General features: G+C 66.3%; 24 protein-coding genes and 1 pseudogene. 7 read left to right on the top strand and 18 right to left on the bottom strand.

The genetic code is table 11. The annotated features are described in order from the left end of the window. Positions 1-10 precede the first annotated feature (10 nt). Entirely contained in the window at positions 11-2,977 is a 2,967-nt protein-coding gene (locus ABWP84_RS06535) for a helicase-related protein (RefSeq protein WP_408904244.1), read from the bottom strand. A gap of 117 nt (positions 2,978-3,094) precedes the next feature. Here ABWP84_RS06535 and ABWP84_RS06530 point away from each other — a divergent pair, with 117 nt between their 5' ends. Further along, on the top strand, positions 3,095-4,213 hold the full coding sequence (locus ABWP84_RS06530; protein WP_353211202.1) for an MFS transporter: 1,119 nt from the start codon (positions 3,095-3,097) through the stop codon (positions 4,211-4,213). Here ABWP84_RS06530 and ABWP84_RS06525 read toward each other — a convergent pair. The 9 genes and pseudogenes from ABWP84_RS06525 to miaA all read right to left on the bottom strand — a co-directional run bounded on the left by ABWP84_RS06525 (position 4,197) and on the right by miaA (position 10,953). Continuing rightward, positions 4,197-4,820 carry a heme-binding protein gene (locus ABWP84_RS06525; protein WP_353211201.1) on the bottom strand — a complete coding sequence of 208 codons (624 nt, stop codon included), beginning with the start codon at positions 4,818-4,820 and terminating at the stop codon, positions 4,197-4,199. The genes ABWP84_RS06530 and ABWP84_RS06525 overlap by 17 nt on opposite strands. 43 nt (positions 4,821-4,863) lie before the next feature. Beyond that, positions 4,864-5,280 carry a DoxX family protein gene (locus ABWP84_RS06520; protein ID WP_353211200.1) on the bottom strand — a complete coding sequence of 139 codons (417 nt, stop codon included), beginning with the start codon at positions 5,278-5,280 and terminating at the stop codon, positions 4,864-4,866. 160 nt (positions 5,281-5,440) lie between these two features. Beyond that, positions 5,441-5,602: pseudogene (locus tag ABWP84_RS06515) on the bottom strand (ketol-acid reductoisomerase); the annotation flags it as partial. A gap of 21 nt (positions 5,603-5,623) precedes the next feature. Continuing rightward, positions 5,624-5,968 (bottom strand): DUF6968 family protein, encoded by a 345-nt coding sequence (locus ABWP84_RS06510; RefSeq protein WP_353211199.1) that lies wholly within the window; start codon positions 5,966-5,968, stop codon positions 5,624-5,626. 339 nt (positions 5,969-6,307) lie between these two features. Then, a complete protein-coding gene (locus ABWP84_RS06505; RefSeq protein ID WP_353211198.1) occupies positions 6,308-6,439 on the bottom strand; it encodes a hypothetical protein in 132 nt (43 codons plus the stop codon). Between the two features lie 164 nt (positions 6,440-6,603). After that, positions 6,604-7,620: a ketol-acid reductoisomerase gene (gene ilvC, locus ABWP84_RS06500; protein ID WP_353211197.1), complete on the bottom strand. Its 1,017-nt coding sequence runs from the start codon at positions 7,618-7,620 to the stop codon at positions 6,604-6,606. A 35-nt stretch (positions 7,621-7,655) separates the two neighbouring features. After that, a complete protein-coding gene (ilvN, locus tag ABWP84_RS06495) occupies positions 7,656-8,159 on the bottom strand; it encodes an acetolactate synthase small subunit (RefSeq protein ID WP_353211196.1) in 504 nt (167 codons plus the stop codon). 4 nt (positions 8,160-8,163) lie between these two features. After that, the gene (locus tag ABWP84_RS06490; protein WP_353211195.1) at positions 8,164-9,960 is read right to left on the bottom strand and encodes an acetolactate synthase 3 large subunit; all 1,797 of its coding nucleotides are present in this window, start codon (positions 9,958-9,960) and stop codon (positions 8,164-8,166) included. Between the two features lie 39 nt (positions 9,961-9,999). After that, positions 10,000-10,953, bottom strand: coding sequence for a tRNA (adenosine(37)-N6)-dimethylallyltransferase MiaA (gene miaA, locus ABWP84_RS06485; RefSeq protein ID WP_353211194.1), 954 nt, complete (start codon positions 10,951-10,953; stop codon positions 10,000-10,002). Between the two features lie 32 nt (positions 10,954-10,985). Between miaA and serB the strand changes: the two genes are divergently transcribed. From serB to ABWP84_RS06470, 3 genes are all read left to right on the top strand, one after another. Then, positions 10,986-11,879, top strand: coding sequence for a phosphoserine phosphatase SerB (serB, locus tag ABWP84_RS06480; protein ID WP_353211193.1), 894 nt, complete (start codon positions 10,986-10,988; stop codon positions 11,877-11,879). A 211-nt stretch (positions 11,880-12,090) separates the two neighbouring features. Further along, positions 12,091-13,218 (top strand): hypothetical protein, encoded by a 1,128-nt coding sequence (locus ABWP84_RS06475; RefSeq protein ID WP_353211192.1) that lies wholly within the window; start codon positions 12,091-12,093, stop codon positions 13,216-13,218. A gap of 186 nt (positions 13,219-13,404) precedes the next feature. Then, positions 13,405-14,436: an aspartate-semialdehyde dehydrogenase gene (locus tag ABWP84_RS06470; RefSeq protein WP_353211191.1), complete on the top strand. Its 1,032-nt coding sequence runs from the start codon at positions 13,405-13,407 to the stop codon at positions 14,434-14,436. A gap of 55 nt (positions 14,437-14,491) precedes the next feature. Here the strand turns inward: ABWP84_RS06470 and ABWP84_RS06465 are convergent, their stop codons facing one another. Continuing rightward, entirely contained in the window at positions 14,492-16,114 is a 1,623-nt protein-coding gene (locus ABWP84_RS06465) for an ABC-F family ATP-binding cassette domain-containing protein (protein ID WP_353211190.1), read from the bottom strand. A 7-nt stretch (positions 16,115-16,121) separates the two neighbouring features. Then, the gene (gene secB, locus ABWP84_RS06460) at positions 16,122-16,592 is read right to left on the bottom strand and encodes a protein-export chaperone SecB (protein ID WP_353211189.1); all 471 of its coding nucleotides are present in this window, start codon (positions 16,590-16,592) and stop codon (positions 16,122-16,124) included. A 125-nt stretch (positions 16,593-16,717) separates the two neighbouring features. On the opposite strand from secB, the gene ABWP84_RS06455 reads away from it, so the two are divergent. From ABWP84_RS06455 to ABWP84_RS06445, 3 genes are read left to right on the top strand one after another with little or no spacing between them, the layout of a single operon-like run. Continuing rightward, entirely contained in the window at positions 16,718-18,118 is a 1,401-nt protein-coding gene (locus tag ABWP84_RS06455) for a hypothetical protein (protein WP_353211188.1), read from the top strand. Further along, positions 18,115-18,600, top strand: a complete 486-nt coding sequence (locus tag ABWP84_RS06450) for a hypothetical protein (protein ID WP_353211187.1) — start codon at positions 18,115-18,117, stop codon at positions 18,598-18,600. Before ABWP84_RS06455 ends, ABWP84_RS06450 begins: the two co-directional genes overlap by 4 nt. After that, the gene (locus ABWP84_RS06445; protein ID WP_353211186.1) at positions 18,597-19,523 is read left to right on the top strand and encodes a peptidoglycan-binding protein; all 927 of its coding nucleotides are present in this window, start codon (positions 18,597-18,599) and stop codon (positions 19,521-19,523) included. The genes ABWP84_RS06450 and ABWP84_RS06445 overlap by 4 nt, the downstream gene beginning before the upstream one ends. On the opposite strand, the gene ABWP84_RS06440 is transcribed toward ABWP84_RS06445, so the two are convergent. Genes ABWP84_RS06440 through ABWP84_RS06415 form a run of 6 tightly spaced genes read right to left on the bottom strand, consistent with a single transcriptional unit; the run spans position 19,503 to position 26,431 of the window. Then, the gene (locus ABWP84_RS06440; protein ID WP_353211185.1) at positions 19,503-20,042 is read right to left on the bottom strand and encodes a hydrogenase; all 540 of its coding nucleotides are present in this window, start codon (positions 20,040-20,042) and stop codon (positions 19,503-19,505) included. The genes ABWP84_RS06445 and ABWP84_RS06440 overlap by 21 nt on opposite strands. Beyond that, positions 20,043-21,479 (bottom strand): hydrogenase expression protein HypE, encoded by a 1,437-nt coding sequence (locus ABWP84_RS06435; protein WP_353211184.1) that lies wholly within the window; start codon positions 21,477-21,479, stop codon positions 20,043-20,045. Then, positions 21,476-22,846, bottom strand: coding sequence for a proton-conducting transporter membrane subunit (locus ABWP84_RS06430; RefSeq protein ID WP_353211183.1), 1,371 nt, complete (start codon positions 22,844-22,846; stop codon positions 21,476-21,478). Before ABWP84_RS06430 ends, ABWP84_RS06435 begins: the two co-directional genes overlap by 4 nt. Then, positions 22,846-23,505: a hydrogenase-4 component E gene (locus ABWP84_RS06425; protein ID WP_353211182.1), complete on the bottom strand. Its 660-nt coding sequence runs from the start codon at positions 23,503-23,505 to the stop codon at positions 22,846-22,848. The genes ABWP84_RS06430 and ABWP84_RS06425 overlap by 1 nt, the downstream gene beginning before the upstream one ends. Further along, positions 23,505-24,467: an NADH-quinone oxidoreductase subunit H gene (locus tag ABWP84_RS06420; RefSeq protein WP_353211181.1), complete on the bottom strand. Its 963-nt coding sequence runs from the start codon at positions 24,465-24,467 to the stop codon at positions 23,505-23,507. Before ABWP84_RS06420 ends, ABWP84_RS06425 begins: the two co-directional genes overlap by 1 nt. Further along, entirely contained in the window at positions 24,464-26,431 is a 1,968-nt protein-coding gene (locus ABWP84_RS06415) for a proton-conducting transporter membrane subunit (protein ID WP_353211180.1), read from the bottom strand. The genes ABWP84_RS06420 and ABWP84_RS06415 overlap by 4 nt, the downstream gene beginning before the upstream one ends. Between the last annotated feature and the right edge of the window lie 110 nt (positions 26,432-26,541).

Below are 26,541 nucleotides of genomic sequence, written 5' to 3'. Positions count from 1 at the left end.
GCCCGCCGGCTCATTTCAGCTTGAGAGCCGCGAGCTTGGCGAAGGGATTATCCTCATCGGCCACCTTCACGCTGTCCTGGTGATAGACCCGGGTCTCAGGGCCACCAGGGCCACGATCATCGCGCCGGGGGCCGCGGTCACGATCATCACGGCGCGGGCCGCGGTCACGATCATCACGGCGCGGGCCGCGATCCTCACGGCCACCGCCGCCACCGCCGCCGCCAGGGCCGCCGGTCTTGCCAAAGGCACCGCCCGGGGCGCGAGGCTTTGCATTGCGATTATTGTTGCGGTCATCGCGGCGTGGCTCGCGCTCGGGGCGCGGGGCCTCGGCACTGGCCTCGCTGGGTGCGGCCTCGCTGGGTGCGGCCTCGGCCGGTGCCGCGGACGCTGCCGTTGCATCGCGGCGCGGGCCACGGTCACGGTTGCGCGGCGGGCGGGCATCACCATCGCGGCGCGGGCCACGCTCAGCGGCGGCACCTTCGCCACGCGGCTGCTGGTCACGCCGCGGGCCACGATTGTTGCGCTCGGGCTGCGCCGGGCGCTGCCAAGCCACCATCATCGGCCGGGTCGGCCCCTGCACATCCTCGCCCAGCACCTCGGCCTCGATCACCCGGAAGCCCAGGCCCGCCAGCACCAGCGGCACCATCTCGCCCTTGATGGCAAAGCGGCCCAGGATTTCCGGCGGCAGCGGCGAGGGTGCGCGGCGGGTGAGGTAGCTCAATTCGCCGGAGATACGCTCCGCCACATCAAGGCGCAGCAAGAGCGGGCCGGCCGGCACCCAGCCGATGGTCTCGGCAAAGCCGGGCAGCCAGGAAAGCGCGGTCACGCCATCGGCCGCCAGCGAGACCAGGCCGGGCGCGGGCAACTCGGGCGTGGGGATATTGCGGCTCAGCGCCCAGAGTTGGGCGCGCATGGCCATCGCACGCGGCTTCAGGGCCTCGGGCACATAAAGCGCATAGCGGCCGGCCCTGGCGCCAATAGTCTTCAGCTTGGCCTGCACTTCCTGAGGGAAATGCGCCTTGGAATTGCCCGGGCGAATGCCCAGCGATTCCCGCAGCATGAAGGCCGGCCCGCGCAGCGTATTGTCATCCTCGGCCTTTTTCTCGACCGCGGCGATGGATGAGAGATCCTTGGCGAGCGTGCCCTCGATGAAATTGCTCAGGCGCAGCCGCACCCGCTCACGCTGGGCACTGTCCAGAAACTCGCTGGGCAGCACCTCAACCACCGGCTTGGAGGGCTCGGCACCCGCGCGCAGCCGGGCGATATCGGCGCCATCCCATAGAATTTTATGGTCAGCCGTCAGCGAGAAGGCCTCGGACTTACCAATTTCCAGCGCGGCAACGCGGCGGGGCATTTCCTCGCGCAGCGCGCGACGGGCCGCGCGCAGCACCAGCTTGCGGGTTTCCTCATCCTCTGCCGTCGCATCGGGGTGGAAAATAAAGCCTTCTACCCGGCCGACATTATGGCCCTCGACGATCACATCGCCCTGGCGCGTCACAGCACTCAGCAGATCCTCTTCCGAGGCAGGGTCGAGGCGGCGGATCAATTGTGCGGCACGACGGTCCACAAAGCGCTGGGTCAGGCGCTCATGCAGCGCGTCGCTCACCATATCCTCGGCGGCGCGGGCCTGGGCCTGGAACTCGGCGGCGTTCTTCACCCAATCGGCGCGGGCGGCGATATAGCTCCAGGTGCGGATACCCGAGAGCCGGGCCATCAGCGTATCAAGGTCACCCTCGGTATTGGCGGTATTGGCGATCTGTGCCGCCAACCAGTCTTCCGGCAGGGCGCCATCTTCCGCCATATGGCGGAAAATCCGGCCACAGAGCTTCGTATGGCTGTCATCGGCCAGCTTGCGGAAATCCGGCACCTGGCAGGCTTCCCACAGCGCACCCACCCGGCCGCGGCCCGCGGCAAGGCGGCGAATATCGCTCTCGCGCGCCAGCATGTTGAGGGTGATGTGGTCCGTCGCGTCATGGCCCTTGGCCAGGCCAGCGGAGGGTGGCGGCGCGGCTAGGCTGTCCAGCAGCGCATCGACGCTGGTGAAGTCGAGATTGGAGTTGCGCCAGGCCAAAGCCTGCAAAGGCTCGAATTGATGGCCCTCGATCTTCTCCACCATATCCTCGGGCAGCGGGATGCAGTCGCCGGTGCTGCCAAAACTGCCATCACGCATACCGCGGCCGGCGCGGCCGGCGATCTGGGCCGCTTCCTGCGCGTTCAGCGCGCGCGGCGCATGGCCGTCAAACTTGTTCAGCGAGGCGAAGGCCACATGGTCCACATCCATGTTCAGGCCCATGCCGATGGCATCCGTCGCCACCAGAAAATCCACCTCGCGGTCCTGATACAGCTTCACCTGCGCATTGCGGGTGCGCGGCGAGAGGCGGCCCATCACCACGGCGCAACCGCCACGGCGGCGGCGAATGGCCTCGGCAATGGCGTAAACCTCGCCGGCGGAGAAAGCGACGACGGCGCTGCGCGGCGGCAGGCGGCCCAGCTTGGTGAAGCCGGTATGGGTGAGTTGCGAGAGGCGCGGGCGGCTCTCGATCTCAACCTGCGGCACCAGGCGCTGCAGCAAATGCCGCACCGTCTCCGCCCCCATGAACATGGTCTCGACCATGCCACGGGCATTCAGCAGACGGTCGGTGAAGATATGCCCGCGATCAGGGTCGGCGCAGAGCTGAATCTCGTCCACCGCGACGAATTCGGCCCGCCCACGGCCCACCGCGATATCGAGCGGCATGGCCTCAACCGTGCAGGCGAACCATTTCGCGTCGGGCGGGATGATCTTCTCCTCACCCGTGATGAGGGCGACGTTCTTCTCACCCTTCTTGGCCACCATGCGGTCGTAATTCTCGCGCGCCAGGAGGCGCAGCGGAAAGCCGATGATCCCCGAGGAATGCGCAAGCATCCGCTCCATCGCAAGGTGGGTCTTGCCTGTATTGGTAGGGCCCAAAATGGCCCGGACGCGCGCTTCGAACATGAGATGAAAAACCGGCTGCTGATCGTGGCAGGCTTGATGCGGCCAAAGCGCGCGGATTGCAACGGGCGTGGGCCCGGGCTGGACTGGATTACCGGAATAGGCGCAAAGCGGGGTGCCGTGAGAATATCCCCGCCCACCCGCTTCGCGCTGCTCTTTGCCGTGCAATTCGCCTCGCTCGGGGCGGCGATGCCGTTCATTCCCGCGGTATTGAGCGCGGGCGGGCTGAGCGCCACGCAGCTTTCCATCGTGCTGGCGCTGGGCAGTGTGACACGGCTGCTGACCAGCCCCGCCTCGGCCCGGCTGGCCGATGGCTGGGGGCTGCGCGCCGTGCTGGTGAGCGGTGCGGCGCTGGCAGCGCTCACCTTGCCCGCCATGGCGCTGCTGCAGGGCTTTGCCATGCTGCTGCTGGTGCAATTGGTGCATAGCGTGGGCGTGGCGCCGGTGGTGCCACTGAGCGATGCCGCCGCCATCGCTGAAATGCGCGCAAGACCCTTCGATTACGGCCGGGTGCGGGCCTGGGGGTCGATCGCCTTCATCGTCTCAGCCGTGGCCGCCGGGCAATTGGTGAGCCTGACAGGGCCCGCCGCGGCCCTGTGGCTGGCGGCCTGCTGCCTGGGTGCCACGGCGCTCGTCGCGGCCGGGCTGCCGCAGCCACCAGGGCCGCGCCCACGCCCCACCGGGGGGATGTGGGAGCCTTTGCGCCACCCGGGCTTCCGGCGGCTGCTGCCGGCCTCGGCGCTGATCCAGGGCAGCCATGCGATGTATTATGGCTTCGCGACGCTGCATTGGCAGGCGGCGGGGCTCTCAGCCGGCATGATAGGCCTGCTCTGGGCCTGGGGGGTGGTCATGGAGGTGGCGCTGTTCCTATGGGGGCGGCGCCTGGTGGAGCGGCTGGGCGCACCGGGCCTTGCCACCTTGGCGGCCCTGGCGGGGGTGCTGCGCTGGGTGGTGACCGGGGCGACAAGCGAATTGGTCCCGCTCTTCCTGGCGCAGACGCTGCATGCGCTCAGCTTCGGCGCCATGCATCTCGGGGCGATACGTGCCCTGGCCGCGCTGCCCAGCGGGCTGGGGGCGCGGGCGCAGACCCTGCATTCCTCGCTGGGGGTGGGGCTGGCCTCGGGGGCGGTGATGCTGGCCTCGGGGCCGCTTTATGCCGCTTTCGGCGGGCATGCCTTCTGGGCGATGGCGGGGCTCTGCGCCCTGGGCGTGGCGGCGGGGCTCAGGCTGCGGGGGTGACGCGGATGGCCACCTCATTGCGGCGCAGCGGCGGCAGGGTCCAGGGCGGGTCATAGAACCAGGCGGTGGCCTCACCCGCCGCAACCCAGCGCGAGCCCGCGAGCATGGCGCGGAGGCTGGAGGCATTGCGCGCCACCGCCGCGGGGTCGGTGCTGCCGGTGAAGCGCAGCACGGCGAAGGTTTCGGCCGGTAGGGTGGTGACGCGCACGCGCGGGTCATTCGGCTCGGGTGCGGTGTCCGCAGTCAGGCCGACGGGGAGGAAGAAGCGAATGCGAAAACCCTCGGCCACGGCGTCCTGCGCGACGGGCGCGGTCATCGCGATGCGGCTGGGTTCCTGCGCCACAGGGGCGGTCATGGCGATGCGCCTCTCGCCCCGATTGGCGCCAAAAATATAGCCGGCGAGGCGGCGAAAGCCTTCACTGCGCGCCGCATTCTCATCCGCCTCCACCTGAGTTTCAGCAACGACGCGGGGCGCATATTCGCGGATCTCCACCTCACCCAGTCGGGCGATGACGCGATGCGGCGGTTCCTCGCTGCCACGTACGCCTACCACCGAGCAGGCGCCCAGCGCGATGGAGGAGAGAATGACGAGGGCCTGGCTGAACATTCATGGCAGATGGGCCGCCCGCAGGGCGGATCAAGGCGCGCGGTCAGGGCCGGGGCTGCATCGCGAAACGGCCAGGGCCGGTCATGGTCAGAACCAGCAAGCCGCCGCACAGGGCGATATTCTTGAAGAAAGCCAGCATCTGGCCAAGCTGCGCGCCACCGGTGAATTCCCAGAAACGATGCGCAATAAGGTTGGTGCCCAACACATAGACAATGAGGCCCAGGGCCGCCCAGCGCATCCGCAGCCCCAGGATGAGAAGGAGGGGCAGGATGGCCTCGATGGCGGTGGCAATAACGCCCCCGAGCATGGGCAGCGGCGCGCCCTGATTGTCCAATAAGGTGACGATGCCGGGCCATTGCGCAACCTTATAAAAGGCGCTGATCAAAAACAGCGGCGCCATGGCCAAGCGAGCGATGAGCAACAGGATGTCGCTAGAGCGGGATGGGCTGATAACCGTCACGCGGGCCTCCTGCTGGGGATGGGCGAGGCTAACGGCACATGATGCGATGCAGCAAGATGATTATCAGATTGTGGGCGGCTGGATGGCGGTTACAACGAAAAAGGCTCAACCCGTTGAGGACCTGCCTGGCGGCAGGTCCTCGCGGCCAGTCGATAACGGCTTAGTTCTTCGCCTTGTCCACCAAAGCATTCGCCTTGATCCAGGGCATCATGGCGCGCAGGCGCTCGCCCACCGCCTCGATGGGGTGTTCGGCCAGGCGGCGGCGGGTGGCCTTGAGGCTGGCCTGGTTGACCCGGTTCTCCAGCAGCCAGTCGCGGGCGAAGCTTTTCGCTGTGGAGACCGGCTATTTTTTTGGAGATGCGAGGTCTTCAATGGAGGCGGGGACAGGAAAACCGATCTCGTAGGCGGTATCCAACCATCGCAGACCGCCGGTCTGTCCTTCCTCGGAGAACAGCAGCTCGGTTCCAATCCGCTCCATAGTGAGTTGAAGCGCCTGGAAAGCGTCGATTCCCATGACCGAGCCGCGACGCTGTGTTCGAGGGCCGGCAATGCCATAGTCGCACAGGAAATCGCCAGTCTCGGTTTCCTCGCGCGGAACTGTTATCCAAACAGCGACGGGACCATAACTGCTCTCCAGGGTTCGGCGCGCGCAGATGGTCATTGCGTTCTCATGATCCTTTTTGGTCACTGTTCTGGCTCCTCATTCGGGAAGGGACAGGCGCGGCAGTTCTCTTCCTGCCATACAGGCTCCAAAACGCAGGTTCACGCTGGCCCAGCAGAGAGCACGGGCGACACGAGCTGTGGGCCGTAAGCGTCGGCATCGTGCCTCGTCTGCCGCAGCCTGTGCATCACACCGCGCGCGCCGCTCGGCATCCGCATGCGGTCCCGGCCGGTCCGCGAACTGCACAGCAGTTCCATTCGTAGCCTCGCCGCCGGCCGGACCGCGTCGAGAATATGCAGAAACCTGGTGTCCGTCTCGGATATAGGATCGCACATGAACGATCCCGTGCGTCGTGCCGTCCTCGGGCTAGAGCGCGCGAAAGCCCTCCGACACCCACTGCCGAAATGCTTGGGCTTCAGGATGGTTCGAATTGAGATAACGCGGGTCGTTGATTGCGTTGCGAAGCGTATCACGTGTGACTTCGACAGTTTCGCTCATCGTCAATCTCCTTTGACGCGGATTTTACGCGCCTGAGGGACGATTGTCAATGAAATAATTCCCACAACGGCTATTATTCTTAGCGTGTGACCCCTGCATCGCTCGCTGGCGAAGGAGGCAGGGGTTCGCCGACGGGCAATTACCCCTGCCTCCCCAACCTCTCCTTAGTTCTTCGCCTTATCCACCAGGGCATTCGCCTTGATCCACGGCATCATGGCGCGCAGGCGCTCGCCCACCGCCTCAATCGAGTGCTCGGACAGGCGGCGGCGGGTGGCCTTGAAGCTGGCCTGGTTCACCTTGTTTTCCAGCATCCAGTCGCGGGCGAATTTGCCGGTCTGGATATCATCCAGCACGCGCTTCATCTCGGCCTTGGTTTCGGCGGTGATGATGCGCGGGCCGGTGACGTATTCGCCGTATTCTGCCGTGTTGGAGATCGAGTAGTTCATATTGGCGATGCCGCCCTCATAGATGAGGTCAACGATCAGCTTCACCTCATGCAGGCACTCGAAATAGGCCATTTCCGGCGCGTAGCCAGCCTCGACCAGGGTTTCGAAGCCAGCCTTGATCAGCTCGACCAGGCCGCCGCACAGCACTGCCTGCTCGCCGAACAGGTCGGTCTCGCATTCTTCCTTGAAGGTCGTCTCGATCACGCCGGCGCGGCCACCACCCACGGCGGAAGCGTAGGAAAGCGCGATTTCGAGTGCGTTGCCCGAGGGGTTCTGCGCCACCGCCACCAGGCACGGCACGCCGCCGCCGCGCTGATATTCGCTGCGCACCGTATGACCAGGGCCCTTGGGCGCGATCATGAACACGTCAAGGTCCGAGCGCGGGTCGAGCAGGTTGAAATGCACGTTCAGGCCATGCGCGAAGGCCAGCGCCGCGCCGGGCTTCATATTGTCATGCAGGTGTTCGCGATAGAGATCGCCCTGGCCCTCATCGGGGGTCAGCACCATGATCACATCGGCCCATTTTGCCGCATCGGCGGGGGAGAGGACCTTGAAACCCATGGCCTCGGCCTTCTTGGCGGAACCGCCGGGACGAAGGCCAATGGCCACTTCGGCCACGCCGCTTTCGCGGATATTCAGGGCATGGGCATGGCCCTGGCTGCCAAAACCAATGATCGCGACCTTCTTGGCCTTGATCAGGTTCACGTCAGCGTCACGGTCGTAATAAACGCGCATCAGGGCGCTCCTCGTTGCTCTTGGTCAAAAAAATGTCAGGCGGCGATGTGCCTTGTGCCGCGGGCGATGGCAACAGCCCCCGTCCGGCAGAGTTCGGCAAGCCCCAAAGGCTTCATCAGCGCACAAAAGGCATCGATCTTCTCGGCATTGCCGGTCATCTCGAAGACGAAGCTCTCGGGCGTGGCATCCACGACGCGGGCGCGAAAGGCATCGGCCAGGCGCAGCGCCTCCACGCGATGCTCGCCACGGCCCACCACCTTGATCAGCGCCAATTCGCGCTGCAGGTGGGCGCCGTCCAGCGTCAGGTCGCTCACCTTATGCACCGGCACCAGCCGGTCAAGCTGCGCCTTGATCTGCTCGATGGTCATCTCGGTGCCCGTGGTCACCACGGTGATGCGGCTAATGCGGCGGGTCTCATCCACCGGCGCCACCGTCAGGCTCTCGATATTGTAGCCGCGGCCGGAGAAGAGCCCAATGACGCGGGCCAGGACGCCGGCCTCGTTCTCGACGAGGACCGCGATGGTTGCTGTGCGTTCCATGGCTTCAGACCAACACCTTGCCTTCATCGGTGACGCCAGCGACGCCACCCTGCTGCCCTGCGGCCAAAATCATCTCATTATGCGCGGCACCCGAGGGGATCATCGGGAAGACGTTTTCCTTCTGGTCCACGCAGATATCGGCAATGACCGGGCCGGGATGGGCGATCATTTCACGGATCACATCATCCAACTGATCCGCCTCGGTCGCCCGCAGCCCCTTGGCATGAAAACTCTCGGCCAGCTTCACAAAATCCGGCAGCGCGGCGGAATAGCTCTCGGAATAACGGCTGCCATGCAGCAACTCCTGCCATTGCCGCACCATGCCCATATATTCGTTGTTCAGTATGAACACTTTTACTGGCAGCCGGTACTGCGCCAGCGTGCCCATCTCCTGGATGTTCATCAGGATAGAGGCCTCGCCGGCAATATCGATGCACAGCGCATCCGGATGCGCGATCTGCACCCCCATCGCCGCGGGCAGGCCATAGCCCATGGTGCCCAACCCGCCCGAGGTCATCCAGCGATTGGGCTTGTTGAAGCCGAAATACTGCGCCGCCCACATCTGGTGCTGACCGACCTCGGTGGAGATGAAGGTCTCGCGCCCCATCTCCTGGGTGATCTCGAAGAGCCGCTTCACCGCATGCTGCGGCTTGATGATCTTGCCTTCCTGGACATAGGCCAGGCAGTCCTTCTGGCGCCACAGGTCTATCTGCCGCCACCAGGCGGTCTGCGCCTCCTTATTGATCGGCGTGTCATCCTGCTTCCAGCATTCGATCATCGCCGCCAGGATATTGCCGGCATCGCCCACGATCGGCACATCCACCTTGACGTTCTTATTGATCGAGGAGGGGTCGATATCGGCGTGAATCTTCTTCGAACCGCGGCTGAAGGCATCCAGCCGGCCGGTGATCCGGTCATCGAAACGCGCCCCCATATTCAGCATGACATCGCAGCCATGCATCACGAGGTTCGCTTCGTAGGTGCCGTGCATGCCCAGCATGCCGATGAATTGCGGGTCGGAAGAGGGAAAAGCCCCCAGCCCCATCAGCGTATTGGTGCAGGGAAAACCCGTCATGCGGACAAATTCAGTCAGCAGCCGTGAGGCCTCGGGCCCGGAATTGATCACGCCGCCGCCGGCATATACCACCGGGCGAGCCGAGCGCTTGAGCATTTGCACGGCTTCGAGAATACGCGCCGGGTCAGGCTGCGTCACCGGACGGTAGCTGCGATGGGGCGTGCTGGGCGCCGGGGTATAGGGCGCGGGCTTGATCAGGATGTCCTTGGGCAGGTCGATCACCACCGGGCCGGGGCGGCCGCTGCGCGCGACATAGAACGCGTCATGCACCACGCCGGCCAGGTCCTCGCTGCGCTTGACCAGATAATTGTGCTTGGTCGCGGGGCGGGTGATGCCGGTGGTATCGGCCTCCTGAAATGCATCATTGCCGATCAGATGGGTCGGCACCTGCCCGGTCAGGCAGATGATGGGGATGCTGTCCATCAGCGCATCCACCAGCCCCGTCACCGCATTGGTCGCACCCGGGCCGGAGGTGACAAGCACCACCCCCACCCGCCCGGTGGAGCGGGCATAGCCCTCGGCCGCATGCACCGCCGCCTGCTCATGGCGGACGAGGATGTGGCGAATGGAATTTTGCTGGAACAGCGCATCATAAATCGGCAATACTGCACCGCCGGGATAGCCAAAAATGACTTCAACGCCCTGCTCCGTCAAAGCCCGGAGGAGAACCTCAGCACCCGAACGGTCTTCCGTGGTGGCGGCTGCGGTGGCGGTGGTGGCGGACATGATGGTTCCGTGATGATCTGATGGTGTTGCGCCGCTCCCTTATGCCCCGGCCGGTGGGGCGTCAACATGCAATTGAACAAAACTGTCCATTTCGGTCCATTTGCTTTGCGAAAATTGCGCCAGACCCGCAAACCGCGCATGGATCGTATGCAACCGCGTCGGGGCCACCAGGGCCTGATGGCGGAACCAGGTGCCCTGGCGCTTGGTGTATTGATGGGTGTGCAACACCGCCTGGTCACGCGCCGCCCGCGCATCCATCGCACCGCGCAGCAGCGCGGCGATCTCGGGCACACCATGCGCGCGCATCGCCGGCAAGGCGGGGTCGAGGTCCAGCAGCGCCCGCACCTCCTCAAGCGCGCCACCGGCCAGCATCGCATCGAAGCGGCTGGCGATGGCATCGCGCAGTTCCTCCCGCGCCGGGTCCAAGCGCAGGGCGGCAAAGCGATAGGGCGCGGGCGGCAGGGCGGGTGCCTCGCGCTGCCATTCCACCAACCCACGGCCAGTGCCGCGCCACACCTCGAAGGCGCGGGCCACGCGCTGGCTATCGCCGGGGTTCAGGGTGGCCGCGGTGGCGGCATCGAGCATGGCATGCAGCGCAGGGGCGCCGCGCTCGGCGAGCAGCATGCGCGCCTCGGCCCGCGCCTCGGGGGGCACAGCCGGCAGGGCCGAGAGGCCCTGGGTCAGCGCGCGCAAATACATCCCCGTGCCGCCGCATAGGATGGGCAGCCGGGCCTGCGCCATCGCCGCGAGCGCCTCTTCGCGCCACCAGGCCAAATTCGCTGCCTCCGCCGGCGAACGAATGCCATAAAGCCGGTGCGGCGCCGCTGCATGCTCCGCCAGGCTGGGCTGCGCCGTGATCACCGCCATGCCGGCATAAACCTGCATGGCATCGGCATTGATCACCGTCCCGCCCAGCGCCTGGGCGAATTCCAGCGCCAGCGCGGATTTCCCGCTGGCGGTCGGGCCGCAGATGATCAGCGCGGGTGGTTGCATGGCAGGGGCGCGATGGGCATGGTCAGATTTCCATGCCGCATATCCTCACCCTTGTCGCGCCCCCGGGCGGATTATCCCACCACATGCTGGCCGCGGTGCTGGCGGCCCTGGCCGCGGGCGGTGCCGTTTGCCGGGCGCCAGACTGGCTGTCCGAAGGCGAGGCGCTGGACATCCCCTTCTCCGGCATGGCGCCCGCCGCCGCGCAGGCCGCCGCCCAGGCAGCCCTGGCCGGCCAGAAAGTGGACGCCATCGCCCAGGCCGCCGCCACACGGCGCAAGGCCCTACTGCTGGCCGATATGGACAGCACCATCGTCACCACCGAGACGCTGGACGAATTGGCCGCCGAGGCCGGGCTGAAGGAGCGCATCGCCGCCATCACCGCCCGGGCGATGAATGGCGAGTTGGATTTCAAATCCGCCCTGCGCGAGCGCGTGGCCATGCTCAAAGGCCTGCCCGAGGCAGCCCTGCAGCGCACCTGGGAGACGACGGAACTGATGCCCGGCGCCCGCGCCCTGGTCGCCACCATGCGCGCCGCCGGGGCCCATGCGGCGCTGGTTTCCGGCGGCTTCACCTTCTTCACTGGCCGGGTGGCGGCGCTGGTGGGCTTCCATGAGCACCACGCCAACCAATTGATCCTCGCCGATGGCGCTTTGACCGGCACGGTGGCCGAACCCATTCTGGACCGCGATTCCAAGCTGGCCACGCTGCTGCGCCTGGCCCAATCGCTGGGTCTGCCGCTCGAGCGGAGCTTGACGGTGGGCGATGGCGCCAATGACCTGCCGATGCTGCAATCCGCCGGGTTGGGTATCGCCTTTCGCGCCAAGCCCACGGTGCAGGCGGCGGCGCATGCGCGGGTCAATCATGGCGATTTGACAGCCCTGCTCTTCGCCCAGGGTTTTCGCCGTGCCGAATTCGCCGCGATGTGACCGGGGGCTGGCTGCTTTCCTGCGGGCGTGATACCACCCAAAGTTATTTCCAGGAATAATTATAAATTTGATGTTTATTATAATTCATATTAATCAGTAAAGAATTCGATTACCCTCTGGTAGCACCGTGAACATGGGTATGTTATTGCGCCAATTGGGATGATGTCATTAACATAACGGAGTGGTCGGAGTGGATCCAGTATCGATTGCCATGGCTGTTGCCATGGTGTTTGGCCTCTTATCCGCAGATGCGGTCGTCAGCGCCAATACGGTCACGGTGAATGTGTCGGTGCCCCCAGCAGTGGCCTCTACCGGCCTCTCACAGGACGTGGCCGAGCGTGTCTTCACCAGCGAAATATGGCGGATGAGCCAGGCCCGATCGCTGCTCTCGCCCGCCAGCGTGCGCTCATCGCGGGACCCGACGATCGTTGGCGTGGTAGCGAATGCGTTGAAACTCGATGGTTTCACCGCCGCCCTGCAGGACCTGTTCGGGCTGGAGCGCCCGCGGGTTAACGCTTCGATCATTTATCAGGATGCGAACCGCTCCCGGCTCCTGATCAACGGTATAACAGGGCAAACCACCAACTTCTCCTTGCAACTCGACGGCGAGGCCGGGGCCGAGGCTCTGCTGCGTCGCGGCGCCACCGAGACCATGGAGCAGTTTGAGCCATACCGCTCCGCGCTGTATTACTTTGAGCAGTCGCTGAATGCCCGCAGCAATGACTTCAGCAGGACCAAAGCGGTGGCAGAGCGCGAACTCGCTCGTGTTCCCCGCGCCGAAACCATCGTGCGACGCGCCTTCCTTGAGAACCTTTTGGGCGTCGTGGCCCTGATGGAGAATGACAAGGCCGGCGCCGCAAGGCGGTTCCGCAATTCTTTCACTAACGACCCGAATTTTCATGTCGGCCGGCTCAATCTTGGTTTCGTGCTGATCGAGCTTGACCGTTATCAGGAAGCCATTGATCTCCTGACCCCACTGACCAGGGTCACACTGTCTCCATCGGCAGCACTGAGTGGCGCTTTCGCGCCGCTGTTCGAAGCCCTGCACAGCACCATCGGCGTCGCCCGCTGGGGCCTGGGCGACCTTGATGGCGCAGAGCTAGCCTTTAGAGACGCGGTGCGCGCCTTTCCCGACACAGAGGCCGCTTATACCTATTGGGCGCGCCTGCTCAGGGAGCGCGGCCGTACCGCCGAGGCTGAAGAAAAGGAAGCGATTGCCCGGGTCAATGCTTTGACCTTCGACAATTATCCTGAAGTGGCAAACCTGTTCTTCTGGATGAATCACAAGGACAATCAGCCGCTGGTCCGCCGTGCCTCCAGAGTGGCGCGGCTAAACTAGAGCCATTTCACCGGAAGCGAAGACGGTGAAAAGCCTCTAGCTGTTATTATAACGCATTTTTCGAGTTGCCTTGCCAAGCCGCAAGGCTTGAGAATGCTCTGAGCCAATATAAACCTACGCAGCGCTAGGCGATTGCGCTGGTCTGACCGTCGCCCTATGGATACTCCGGTTTTAGGAGTATCCATCATGGTTTATCGGGTCGCGGTTGTAGGCGCCACTGGTGCGGTGGGGCGAGAAATTCTCAAGACGCTGGCTGAGCGTAATTTTCCAGTCAGCAAAGTTGTCGCCCTGGCCTCGGCCCGTTCCGTTGGCCAGCAGATCAGCTTCGGCGAGAAAACCGTGCTGACCTGCCAGAACCTGGAAACTTTTGATTTTACTGGCTTTGACCTCGGCCTCTTTTCGCCCGGTGCCGCAATCTCTGCAGTGCATGCGCCGCGTGCCGCCGCCGCGGGCTGCGTGGTGATCGACAATACCAGCCATTTCCGCATGGACCCCGACATCCCGCTGATCGTGCCGGAGGTGAACCCGCAGCATCTCCACCTGTTCAAAAAGCGCCGGATCATCGCCAACCCGAATTGCTCGACCATCCAAATGCTGGTTGCGCTCAAGCCGCTGCATGATATTGCCCGCATCAAGCGCGTGGTGGTGGCCACCTATCAATCGGTCTCCGGTGCCGGCAAGGAGGGGATGGACGAGCTCTTCGCCCAATCCAAGGGCAGCTTCGTCAATGACCCGCCGCTGGTGGAGCAATTCACCAAGCCCATCGCCTTCAACTGCATCCCGCATATCGACAAATTCATGGATGACGGCTTCACCAAGGAAGAGTGGAAAATGGCGGCCGAGACCAGGAAGATTCTGGACCCCGACATCAAGGTCGTCGCCACCTGCGTGCGCGTGCCGGTCTTCATCGGCCATGCCGAGGCGGTGCATGTCGAGTTCGAGCGCCCGATCACCGAGGCGCAGGCCCGTGCCGCCTGGAAGAAGATGCCTGGCCTCAGCGTGTTCGATAAGCGCGAGGATGGCGGCTACATCACCCCACTCGACGCGGTGCATGAGGATGACGTTTATGTCTCGCGGCTGCGGCGGGACCCGACGGTGGAGCATGGCCTTGCCTTCTGGTGCGTGGCCGATAATTTGCGAAAGGGTGCGGCGCTGAACGCGGTGCAAATCGCCGAAGCGCTGGTGAAGATGAAAATGCTGGACAAACAGGCGGCCTAAGCCGGCGGCGCGCGGCCGGGCCTCCCGGCTGCGGATCGGCTTGGCGGCGTTACGCTCAGGCCCGCAGGCCCGGCGCCTCCTGCCCGGTCCGGGCGACATATTCACTATAGCCGCCGCCATAATCCTGGATGCCGCCTGGGGTAACCTCCAAGACGCGGTTGGACAGTGCTGCCAGGAAATGCCGGTCATGCGAGACGAAGAGCATGGTGCCGTCATATTGCGCGAGCGCCGTGATCAGCATCTCTTTCGTTGCCATATCGAGATGGTTCGTCGGCTCATCCAACACGAGAAAATTCGGCGGGTCATAGAGCATCCCAGCCATCACCAGCCGCGCCTTCTCACCCCCTGAGAGCACCCGGCAGCGCTTATCCACATCGGCACCGGAAAAGCCAAAACAGCCAGCCAATGAACGCAAAGAGCCCTGCCCAGCGCGCGGAAACTGCGCCTCCAGCGCCTCAAAGACGGTCAATTCGCCATCGAGCAATTCCATCGCGTGCTGAGCGAAATAGCCCAGCTTCACGCTGCCCCCCAGCGAAACGCTGCCAGCATCGGGCTTGGTCGCCCCCGTCACCAGTTTCAGCAGGGTCGATTTGCCAGCACCATTCATGCCCAGAACGCAGGCCCGCTCCCGCCGGCGGATCAGCACATCCAGGCCCTGATAGATCACCCGCTCGCCATAGCGTTTATGCACACCACGCAGGTTCACCACATCCTCACCCGAGCGGGGCGCGGGCTGGAATTCAAAGGCCACACTCTGCCGCCGGCGCGGCGGCTCCACGCGCTCGATCTTGTCGAGCTTCTTCACCCGGCTTTGCACCTGCGCGGCATGCGAGGCGCGTGCCTTGAACCGCTCGATAAACTTGATTTCCTTGGAAAGCATGGCCTGTTGCCGCTCGAACTGCGCCAATTGGTGCTGCTCGTTCAGCGCCCGCTGCTGCTCATAGAACTCATAATCGCCCGAAAAACTGGTCAGCGCGCCGCCATCGATCTCCACCACCTTGTTGATGATGCGGTTCATGAACTCGCGATCATGCGAGGTCATCAGCAACGCGCCATCATAGGCCTGCAGGAAATTCTCCAGCCAGATCAGGCTCTCCAGATCCAAATGGTTGGAAGGCTCATCGAGCAGCATGACATCGGGGCGCATGAGCAGGATGCGCCCCAGCGCCACCCGCATCTTCCACCCGCCCGAGAGCGCGCCAACATCGCCATCCATCATCGCCTCAGAAAAGCTGAGGCCCGCCAGCACCTCTCGCGCCCGGCTTTCCAGGGCATAGCCGCCCAGATCGTCAAAGCGTGCCTGCACCTCGCCGAAGCGCTCGATGATCGCCTCCATCTCATCGGCGCGGTCCGGATCGGCCATGGCGAGCTCCAGGCCGTGCAACTCGGCCGCCACCTCGCTCACCGCCCCCGCACCATCCATCACCTCGGCCACCGCACTGCGGCCGGACATTTCGCCCACATCCTGGCTGAAAAAGCCGATGGTGACGCCGCGCTCGACCAGCACCTGGCCCTCATCGGGCGGCTCCTGCCCGGTGATCATGCGAAACAGCGTGGTCTTGCCCGCGCCATTGGGGCCAACCAGGCCCACCTTCTCGCCCTTCTGCAAGGCCGCCGAGGCCTCGATGAAAAGCAATTGGTGGCCATTCTGCCGGGTGATGCTGTCGAGGCGGATCATTGCTGCCTCAGGCGTTGCCCACCGGGTTTTCCATCGCCTGGCCGCGGCGGCTCTGCCACAGGGCCACGAAGTCAATGGGGCTCAGGAAAACCGGCGGGAAGCCGCCATCACGCGTCACCTCGGCCAGGATATTGCGGGCGAAGGGGAAGAGCAGGCGCGGGCACTCCACCAGCAGCACCGGCTCCAGATCCACCTCTTCGACATTGATGGTGAAGATCCCGCAATAGGTCAGCTCAGCGATGAAGCAGACCTGATCCTGCGCCTTGGCATCGGCGCGGATATCCAGCGTTACCTCGAAGAGGTTCTCGCCCTCCTGGATCGGGCGGGCCTGAACATCGAGCTGCAGGTCGATGGCCGGCTGCTCGCGCAGCGTGGCGAAAATGCCGGGCGCGCCAGGAACCTCGAAGCTGAGATCCTTGGTGTACTGCATGTTCAGCACGAGGGGGCCGGCGCCTGGCGGGGGCGGGGTATCGGACATGATGTGGTTCCTTTGAAGCCCGCGCGGGGTAGCACGCGGCGGCGAACACGCCAAACCGAGCAATTAATTCTTGATTTGTTCCTATTATAGGATTATGTGCCGTTACCCCTGATAGGAGACGGCCCATGCCCCCCACAGCCCTCCACTCGCTCATATTTGGCCTTATAGCCGCACTCTTTGGCACTGCCGGCGCAGCCCTGGCCCCCCAGGCGCTGGCAGGGCCACCACCGGTGCTGATCATCGCCGGGCTTATCTTCCTTGTTGGCCTCGCCTTCGCCGGCTTTCTGTGGTGGCTCGCAGCGCGTAGCTTCGCCCTATTGGGCCAGCCTGGCACAACGCCCGAGCACATTGCCGCCTTGCGAGACCTGCCAATGGGCCTGCCTGAGGGCACGGTGCGCGCCATCCTTGCCCTCATTGTGGGCGTGGTGGGGCTGCCGCTGCTGCTCTTTGCCGCCGCGCTGAATTTGTCCGATGCGGTCGCTGGCTACGTCAATGGCATCATCGCCGGCGTCTTCGGCTATTATTTCGGCGCGCGCGCCACCACGCCCGATGCCCAGGCCAATCGCCGCGTGGCCGAGGCTCTGAGCCAGGAGCAGCGCGCCCACGAAACGCTGCGCCAGAGCACCGCCACTGCCATTGAGGCGGCAACCGAAGCCGCAACCCGCCCCGCGCGTGAGGCCGACGCCATGGCCAGGCTGGAGCGCCACCTCAGCGTGGCCGCCGAATTGGTGGAGAATTTGGGGCCCGCCATGCCCCCGGGCCTGCTGCCGGCCGAGGCCCCGGCCATGCTCCGCCGCGCCCGCGATGCGCTCGACGCCGCCCGCGCCACGCCTCCCAACCTGAGCCGGATCGCGGAAGCCACCGTCGCATTGACCGGCGCCTCTGGCCCCTTCGCCACCCTGCTGCGCTTAGCCGCGCCGCTGCTGCCGGCCGCGGCGGCCGGCGGACCATTGGCCGGAGTGGCGCTGCTGCTGGGCTTTGGCTGGTCGCTCTCGGCCGGGGCCTGGCGGCGCTGGCAGGCACAATTGCTCGATGCACCGCATGACCCCAGCCTCTTCGACCCCGGCGCCATCACCCCGCAGGAGGCGCTGGCGCGGTTGACCCCAATCTTCGCCCAAGCCCTGGCCTCGCTGCGCGACACCCCAGGCTTCGCGGCAGACCTGCTGGACATGGCGCTGCGCGATGATGGCGCAGCCCGGATCTGGGCCCGCTGGGGCGCCGGACATTTTGCAAACCCGGCCCAGGTGGAGGCAGGCCTGGCCGAATATCGCAGCGCCCTGCTGGCCGGCGAGGCGGCCGGCGATGTCTCGGCCGAGACGATACGCAGCGTCACCGCAGGCCTTTCCAGCGCGGCGCCCGCCCTTCGCGCAGAGCCGCCCAATGCCCAAACCGCCCGTGCCCTGCTGGCCCCGGGCCAGGGCTCAGCCCAGCAGCATGCCGCGCTGCAGGCCCTGACCCTGCTGCTCGGCCACCTGCGCGAGGCCCGGCAGGACCCAATGCAACTCCTGCGTGAGGTGACGCCATGAGGCCCGCACTCTTATTGCTCTCGCTGGCCGGCTGCGCGCCCCTGGCCATGGTGCTGGACCCGCCGCTCAGCCAACTAGCACGCTGGCACCACGCCCCGGCCCTGGCGGCCGAGCAGCCGGTCATCACCCCCTGCCCCGATGCCAACCCAGCCTGCCCGCAATTGCACACCCGTCGGGCCGAGGCCTGCATGGCCACCGCCATGGCGGCCCGCGCCCCTGCTGCCGCCTGCCCCGGCAGCGCCGCCCGGCCTATGCTCGATTGCGCCGCGCAATCCTACGCAGCGGCGCGGCGCAGCAATCCTCATCCGGCGCTGGCGGCGGGCCAGGCACAGGCGCTGATCTGCGCGGCGAATTTGTCCGATAACACCCATTCCGTCGTTTTGGCGCGCGAGGCCCTGCGCGCCGCCCAGGCCAGCCTCTCGCCGCTGCTGCGCGCCCGTGCCCAGGCGCTGCTCGATCAAACGCAAGGAACCACGCCATGATCCCGCTCGAACGCCGCCTGTCCTTTCGCCTGCCGCTCCTATCTGGCGCCGATATCCGGCTGGCCCAGCAGGCGCTGCGCCGCGCCGGCATGGGCAACCTCGCCACCGATGGCATTTTCGGCCCCGCCACGCGCGATGCGGTGCGGCGCTTCCAACAGGCCCAGAGCCTGGCGGCCGATGGGATTCTCGGCCCGGCAAGCTGGGCCCGGCTGATGCAGGCCGCCCCACCCAGCACCATGCCGGGCGATTGGCGGGCCATGCTGCAACCCTTCATCGCCCGGCTGAGCGAGGCGCATGGCGCCCCAATCGGCAATGCCCCGCGGCGCTGGCAACTCACCGCCGATGGCCTGCTGATCGATGGCCAGCACCCTGCTTCCGGCACGCCCATGGTGGCGCGCGCCTGGGCCGCCCATGGCGCTGCCATGCAGCGTGCTGCCCGGGCACAGCGCGTCCCGGTGGAATTGCTCCTGGCCTGCACCTGCACCGAGAGCGGCGGCCGCGCCGATGCCCTGCGCGAAGAACCCGGATATTTGGATGACGAGACCACGCCCGACCGCGTCTCCCCCGGGCTGATGCAAACCCTGATCTCAACCGCGCGCGAGGCCCTGGCCGACCCGACACTCGACCGCGCCCGGCTGCTGCAACCGGATACCGCGCTGGCCGCCGGCGCCGCCTATATCCGTCGCCAAGCCCTGGCCGGCCGGCTCCCCACCGGCTTCGACCCGCCGCTGGCCGCCATCGCCTATAATGCCGGCTCGCTGCGCCCGGCCGACAACCCCTGGGGCCTGGTGCAAACCCGCAGGGCCGACCATTGGCACGCCGATGCCTTCTGCGCCTTCTTCAATGACGCCATGACCCTGCTGCGGGCGGTGCCACCGGAGGAGGCAACCCCCTGCTTCGCGCTACTCCTGCGCGGCCAATAGGGTGAGCAGGCCCTGAATGATCTGGGTCGGCGTGGGTGGGCAGCCAGGGATGCGAATATCAGGGCGCATCATCGCCTCGCCGGGGCGCGTCTCCGCCGCGAGGCCGCCCTCCACCGCATAGCTGCCCTTGAAGACGCCACCATCAATCGCGCAATCGCCCACCGCCACGATGAAGCAGGGCTCGGGCGTGGCGGCACGGGTGCGCTCCAGCGCCTCGCGCATGTTGCGCGTCACCGGCCCGGTGACCAGCAGCACATCGGCATGGCGGGGCGAGGCGACGAAACGCAGGCCAAAGCGCTCAAGATCATGCACCACATTCTGCGTGGCATTGATCTCCAGCTCGCAGCCATTGCAACTGCCCGCATCCACCTGGCGAATGGCGAGCGAGCGGCCAAGCCTGCGCCGGGCGCTGGCCTCCAGCATGGCGGCAAGCGCGGCCACCTCTTCGGGCCGCGTGGCGGGTGCGGGGTCGGTCAGCGGCCGCGAGATGAGGTTCTTGGCGAGGCTGGGCCAGAGCATCTACAGATCCACCCCCGAATACGAGCCATTGATGCTTTTGTTGATCAGCGGAAAATCGGCCACGATATTGCCCTGCACCGCCGCCTCGAGCAGCGGCCAATGCAGCCAGGAGGGGTCGCGCAGGAAGGCGGCCTGGATCAGCCCGCCATCATCGAGGCGCAGCCAGCAGAAGCACTCACCGCGAAAGCCTTCGACCAGGGCAAAACCTTCACCGGCACGGCCTGGCAGCGCGGTCATGATCTCACCCTCCGGCATGCCGGCGGCGATGATGTGCAGCATCCGCAGACTCTCGCGAATTTCGTCCTGCCGTACGGCCAGGCGGGCCGCGACATCGCCCTCGGTGCGGGTGATGGGCACCACCTCCAGCTCATCATATGGCGCGTATCCCGGCACCGCGCGGGCATCCACCGCCCGGCCGGATGCGCGGCCCACCACGCCACCGGCATTGAGCAGGGCCGCAAGCCCGGGCGCGATGATGCCGGTGCTCACCAGCCGGTCCTGCAGGCTGGCATGGCTGGCGGTGATGCGCTCAAGCGCCGGCAGTTCGGCCTCGATACTGGCCAGCGCATCGGCAATCAGCCCCAGGCCACCGGCGGCAATATCGGTGGCCACGCCGCCGGGCAGCACGCGGTCCATCATCAGCCTATGGCCAAAGGCGACATGGCAGGCCCGCAGCAAGGCCTCGCGCAGCACCCCGGTGCGGGCATGCACCGCGGGGAAGGCCGCGTCATTGCAGATGAAACCCCAATCATTGAGGTGGTTGGCGATACGCTCGATCTCGGCCATGGCGGCGCGCATGGCCACGGCGCGCGGCGGCGCGGTGATGCCCGCCGCCTGCTCAGCGGCCAGCGCGAAGGCCAAGGAATGCGCCACCGTGGAATCGCCCGAAAGCCGTGCTGGAAACCGCGCCGCGGCGCGTGGCGATTTGCCGAGCATCAGCCCGAGCGTGCCCTTATGGGTATATCCCAGCCGGGCCTCCAGCCGCACCAGCGTCTCGCCCACCACATGGAAACGAAAATGCCCGGGCTCGATAATGCCGGCATGCACCGGGCCCACGGCAATTTGGTGGACGCCAGCGCCCAAGGCCTCGAGGAATTCAGGCTGCGGCGGCGCGCTGCCATGGCGCACCGGGCGGCTCGACATCGGGTTCAGCACCGGCCAGCGGCCGTGGTCCAGCCAGGGCCGGCCATCGATGCTGCCCACCGCCTCCAGGCCCCAAAGATCCTGGATGGCCCGTTCAAACCAGGCCGCCGCGGGATGCTGGGCGGAGAAGGAGGCAAAGCGGCCATCGGGAGCCGGGCAACTGACCAATTGCGGCGCCGCGCCATCCATGAAGGCCGCATAGATGGTGGTGGGGTCTGCCCACATCGCCAGCAGGGGCGGGCTGGATCGGGCCAGCGCCTGCCATTCGGTGGCGGAGAGGTTTTTTCTGATCATCCCGGCAGCTCCGCCGCCGCACGCAGCATCGCGGCAATGGGGGCGGGCATGGCCAGCATGCCGCAAAACGCCAGCAGCAACAGGCCCCAGAGCGGAATTTGCACCAGTAGCCCCGGCGCGGGCGCATCGGGCAGATCCGCCGTGGCGGGCCCCAGGCACAGCCGTTGCGCGGCCCGCACCAAAGCCGCCGCACCCACCAGCAACCCCAGCAGAAGCGGCAGCAGCAACCATGGCGCCTGCCGCCCCGCGCTGGTCAGCAGCAGAAACTCCGAGGCGAAGAGCATGAAAGGCGGCAGCCCCGCCGCCCCCAGCACGGCCAGCGCCAGCCCCCAGCCCAACCCGGGATGCGAGGCGATGAGCCCGCCAATATCCGCCACACGCTGCGAGCCCTTGAGTTGCACAGCAGCCCCCAGGCCGATGAACACCGCACTCTTAACCAGGGCATGGCCGATCAGATGCAGCAACCCGGCGAGATTGGCCGCCGGCCCACCCAGGCCAAAGGCAATAGCCGCCACGCCCATATGCTTGATGGAGGACCAGGCGAAGAGCCGCCGCGCATCCCGCCGGCGCCACAGCCCAAAGGCCGCCACCAGCAGCGTCGCCACCCCCAGCACCAGCAGGAAGGTACCGGGCGGAATGGTGCCTGGATTGGCGCCCACCACGCTCTTGGCCCGCAGCACGGCATGCATGGCGGTGGTCAGCAATAGGCCCGAGAGCACGGCGGTGATCGGCACCGGACCCTCGGCATGGGCATCGGGCAGCCAATGGTGCAGCGGCACCAGGCCGGATTTGGTGCCATACCCCACCAGCAGCAGAATAAAGGCAAGATTCAAAAGCCCAGGATCCGCCGCCGCCGCCCCGGCGCGCAGCGCGGCGAAGGACAGGCCGGCACCGGGCAGCGCCATCTGCAGCACCACCGTGCCGAACAGCGCGAGCGCGATGCCCACGCCGCAGAGAATGAAGAATTTCCAGGCGGCCTCAAGCGCCGCAGTGCTGCGCGGGCTGGCCACCATGATGACAGAGGCCAGCGTCGCCGCCTCAATCGCCACCCACATGAGGCCGAGATTATCCGACAACATGGCCAACATATTGGCGGCGCAAAACCCCTGGAAGGCGGCATGGTACTGGCGGGAATGCGACACCCGCTCATGCGCCGAGAACACCGCAGTGGCGAGGCCGACAACGCCCGCCACCAGCACCAGCGGATGGTTCAGCGCATCAAGCCGCAGCCATCCCGTGCCGCCCGCCTCCATCAACAGCACAGCCAGCAGCGTAGCAGCGGCGAAGGCGATGTTCAGCCAATGCGCCACACGTGGCACCAGGGGCAGAATCGCGGCACCGAGTGCTGGGATGAGAACGGCCCACATCAGTGCCGGTCCCCGCGATGGGCATCGAGCGCCTGGGTGTCCAGGCTTGCCACCTGCTCGCGCATGCGCATACCGAACAGCCCCGCCAGCGCCGCCACCGCCAGCACCAGGCCGGCGGCGGAAAGTTCCACCACCAGCGGCATGCCAGCGGCACCGACGGCGGCAAGCATGAGCGCATTCTCCATGCTCAGCAGCCCCGCAGCCTGGGCCAGGGCATGGCGGCGGGTGCACATCATCAGCAGCCCCAGGAGCAGAACGGAGAGCGCGATGGCCAGATCCTCCCGCATCAGCGCCGAGGTGCCGGCAGAGGCCGGCAGCGCGACCAGAATGGCCAAGGCCACCATCGCCCCTCCGCCGAGCAATGCGGGCATGGTGGGCAGGCCGGCATCGGCGCCGCTGCCACCGGTGCGCCGCGTCGCCTCGCGCAGCGCCAGCGGTATCGCCACCGCCTTGGCGGCCAGGGCGATGGCGGCGGAGGCGTAGAGATGAACCGACCCTTGAGAATAACCCTGCCACGCCGCAGCCATGGCCAGCAGCAGCCCCTGCGCCGCCAACAGCCAGATAACCCCACCCAGCCGGCGCTGGGTCAGCAACAGAAAGGAGCAAAGCAGCATGGCGCCGCCCAGCACATGCGCAATGTCATAGGCCAGACCACCCATCAGGCGAGCCCTGTCGAAACAAAGAGCAATGCGACCGCCAGCGCCGCCAGCAACAGCGCCACACCGAGAAATTCCGGAATCCGGAACACCCGCATTTTGGCAATCGCACTCTCAAACACCGCCAGCGCCACGGCCAGCGCGGTGATCTTGCCGAGCCAGGCCACCAGCCCCAGCAGCCAGGCCAGCGGCCCCGCCCCGGCCGGCGCCATACCCCAAGGCATGAACACGGCAGAGAGCAGCGCCATCCAGACCAGCAGTTTCAACGCCGCTTGCAACTCCCACAAAGCAAGGTGGCGCCCGCTTGCCTCCAGGATCATCGCCTCATGCACCATGGTGAGTTCCAGATGGGTGGCCGGGTTGTCGGCCGGCATGCGGGCATTCTCCACCAGCCCCACCGCCAGCAGCGCCACGGCAATGAGTGCGAGCGACACCCGCAGGCCCACGCCTCCCTCACGGAAGGCCACAATCATCGCATCCAGATTGGTCGTCCCGGCGATCATGGCCAGCACCAGGATGCACAGCAGCAGCACCGGTTCGGCGCAGGCGGAAAAGCTCAATTCGCGCGCAGCACCCATGCCGCCAAAGGCCGTGCCCACATCCATGCCCGCCAACGCCAGCGCCACCCGTGCCAAGGCCAGCAATCCTGCCAGCAGTAGCAGATCAGCCAGCGGCGCGAGCAGCATGCCCTGGGCAAAGCCCGGCACCAGCACGGCGGCGAAGAGCGTGGCCGCGCAGGCGACATATGGCGCAGCGCGGGAGATCTCGGTGGCGCCATCGGCCAGCACCGGGCGCTTGCGCAGCAATTTTGCCAGATCCCGCCAGGGTTGCAGCAACGCAGGGCCACGCCGGCCCATCAGCCGCGCCTTCACCAGCCGCACCAGCCCCACCAGCACCGGCGCCATGGCCAGCACGAGCGCCAGATGCATCATCTGCGTCACAATGGCGGCAAGACCCAGCATCATGGCCGCTCCAGCCCCGCCAGCACGGCCAGCAGCAGCACCAGGGTGGCGAAGAGCAGCCCGAGAGCGTGGCGGACCGAGAGGGCGCGAAAGCGATCCACCCGGTTGCTCACGGCATGGCGCGCGGCGCGCAGCGTGGTCAGGGCCCGCCAGGTCGGGTCAGCGCTGGAGGCGCTGTATTCTGCGCTGGCCATGCTGCCGGGCGGCGGCACCGCCACGTTTTCACGCGCGGCCATCAGCGGGCCGGCCAGCATGCGGGAGATAGGCTGGGCAAAACCCTCACCACTGGGCTGCGTAGCGGCATTGCCGAAAGGGAGATGCACGGGGGGCGCGATGAAGCCGCAATCCCAGGCCGGTGCGCGAGTGGCGCCGCCGCCGCCTCGCCATTGCGCGCCACGCCACAGCACCAGCGCCAGAACCCCCAGAAGCAGGATGGCCGGCAGCACCATGTAGCGCGCCCCGGCATCGCCCGCCGAAAGCCCCAGCACGCCCCCCGGCATTGCCACCGCCGGGCCCAGCCATTGCGCGAGCACTGGTTGCATCAGCCCCAGCGCCAGGGCGGGAAAGGCGCCCAGCAGAAGGCTCAACGCCGCCGGCAACAGCAGCCCGGCGCGGCCAGGGCCGGAGACATCCTCCGCCCCCGCCACCCGGGGGCTACGCGGGCGCCCCAGAAACACCAACCCCCAGAGTCGCAACATGGCCGCCGCCCCCAGCGCCACCGCCATGGCCACCATGGCCAGCGCCACCAGGGCCGCGAATTGGAACAGCGCATCGCCAGTGCGCCAGGCGCCCAGCAAGGCCTGCAACAGCAGCCATTCACTGGCAAAACCCGAGAGCGGCGGCACAGCAGCGGCCGAGAGCGCGCCCACCAGCATGGCCCAGCCCAGCACCGGCATATTGTGCAAAAGCCCGCCCAGCGCATCCAACCGGCGTTGCCCCGCCTGCTCCAAGACCACACCCACACCGAGGAAGAGCAGGCATTTGAACAGCCCATGGTTCATCACGTGCAGCAGCGCGCCAGCCAGGGCCAGGGCCGCAGGCACCGCCATGTCAGCACCACGGAACATCAGCGCCAGGCCCAGGCCCACCGCGATCATCCCCACATTCTCAATGGTGGAACAGGCCAAAATGGCCTTGGTGTCATTTTCGAGATTGGCCCGCAGCGCGCCCAGCAGGGCCGAGGCCGCGCCCATCAGCAGCAAAGGCATACCCCAGAAGGAGGCCTGCGCCGGGCCGCAAAGGTCGAAGACCATGCGCAAGATGACATAGAGCGCCACCTTCACCATCACCGCCGACATCAGCGCCGAGACATGCGCCGGCGCGGCCGGATGCGCCAGCGGCAGCCACAAATGCAAAGGGGCCAGGCCGGCTTTGGCCCCCGCCCCCAGCGTGACCAGCAAGAGCACGGCCAAGGCGACGAAACCCTCGGGCGGCGCCGCGCGAAGGGCAGCGAAGCCAAGCGACCCCGCACCAGCCGCCAACAGGCCCATTGCTGCCATCAGGCAGCCACCGCCGAAAATGGCGAACATCAGATATAACCGGGCCGCCCGCCGTTCATGCAGGATGGCCCAACTGGCCAAAGACATGGCCTCAAAGCCCAGCAGCAGGCAAAACCCATCGGCGGCGGTGATGCACAGTGCCATGCCGAACAGGAAGAGCGGGAAGCAGACCATTTCATGGCGTGGCCCCGGATTGATCAGCAGTGCGGCAAAAGCGCCGGTGAGCCCTAGCAGCAGCAGGAACCAGGCCGAAAGCGGGTCCAAAGCAACCAGCGCCGCCGCCCAGGGCGGGCCGAGCGGCAGGGCCATCACCGCAGCCGAGGGCGCGAGCAAGGCCAGCACTGCCAGCACCGCCAGGCCCGCCATCACCAGGGCGCCGCCCAGCCGCAGCAGCCTCACAAGGCCCAGCGCGGCCGGCAGCACGAGCAGCAACAGCGCTGCGAGCAGCAGGCATAGCGTGGTCAGCATGGCGGAGGGTTGCGGCGCGTCACGAATGCAGCATGCGCCATGCAGCAGGCTGTGGGGAAGAGTCAGCGATGGACGCGGCGGCAGAATTCACATAGGGGACAATTCGGTTA

The sequence above is a fragment of the Rhodovarius sp. genome (genome assembly GCF_040399605.1).
Lineage (GTDB): Bacteria > Pseudomonadota > Alphaproteobacteria > Acetobacterales > Acetobacteraceae > Rhodovarius > Rhodovarius crocodyli_A.
The sequence above is the reverse complement of the archived record's forward strand: the minus strand, read 5'-3'. Positions and strand labels throughout refer to the sequence as shown.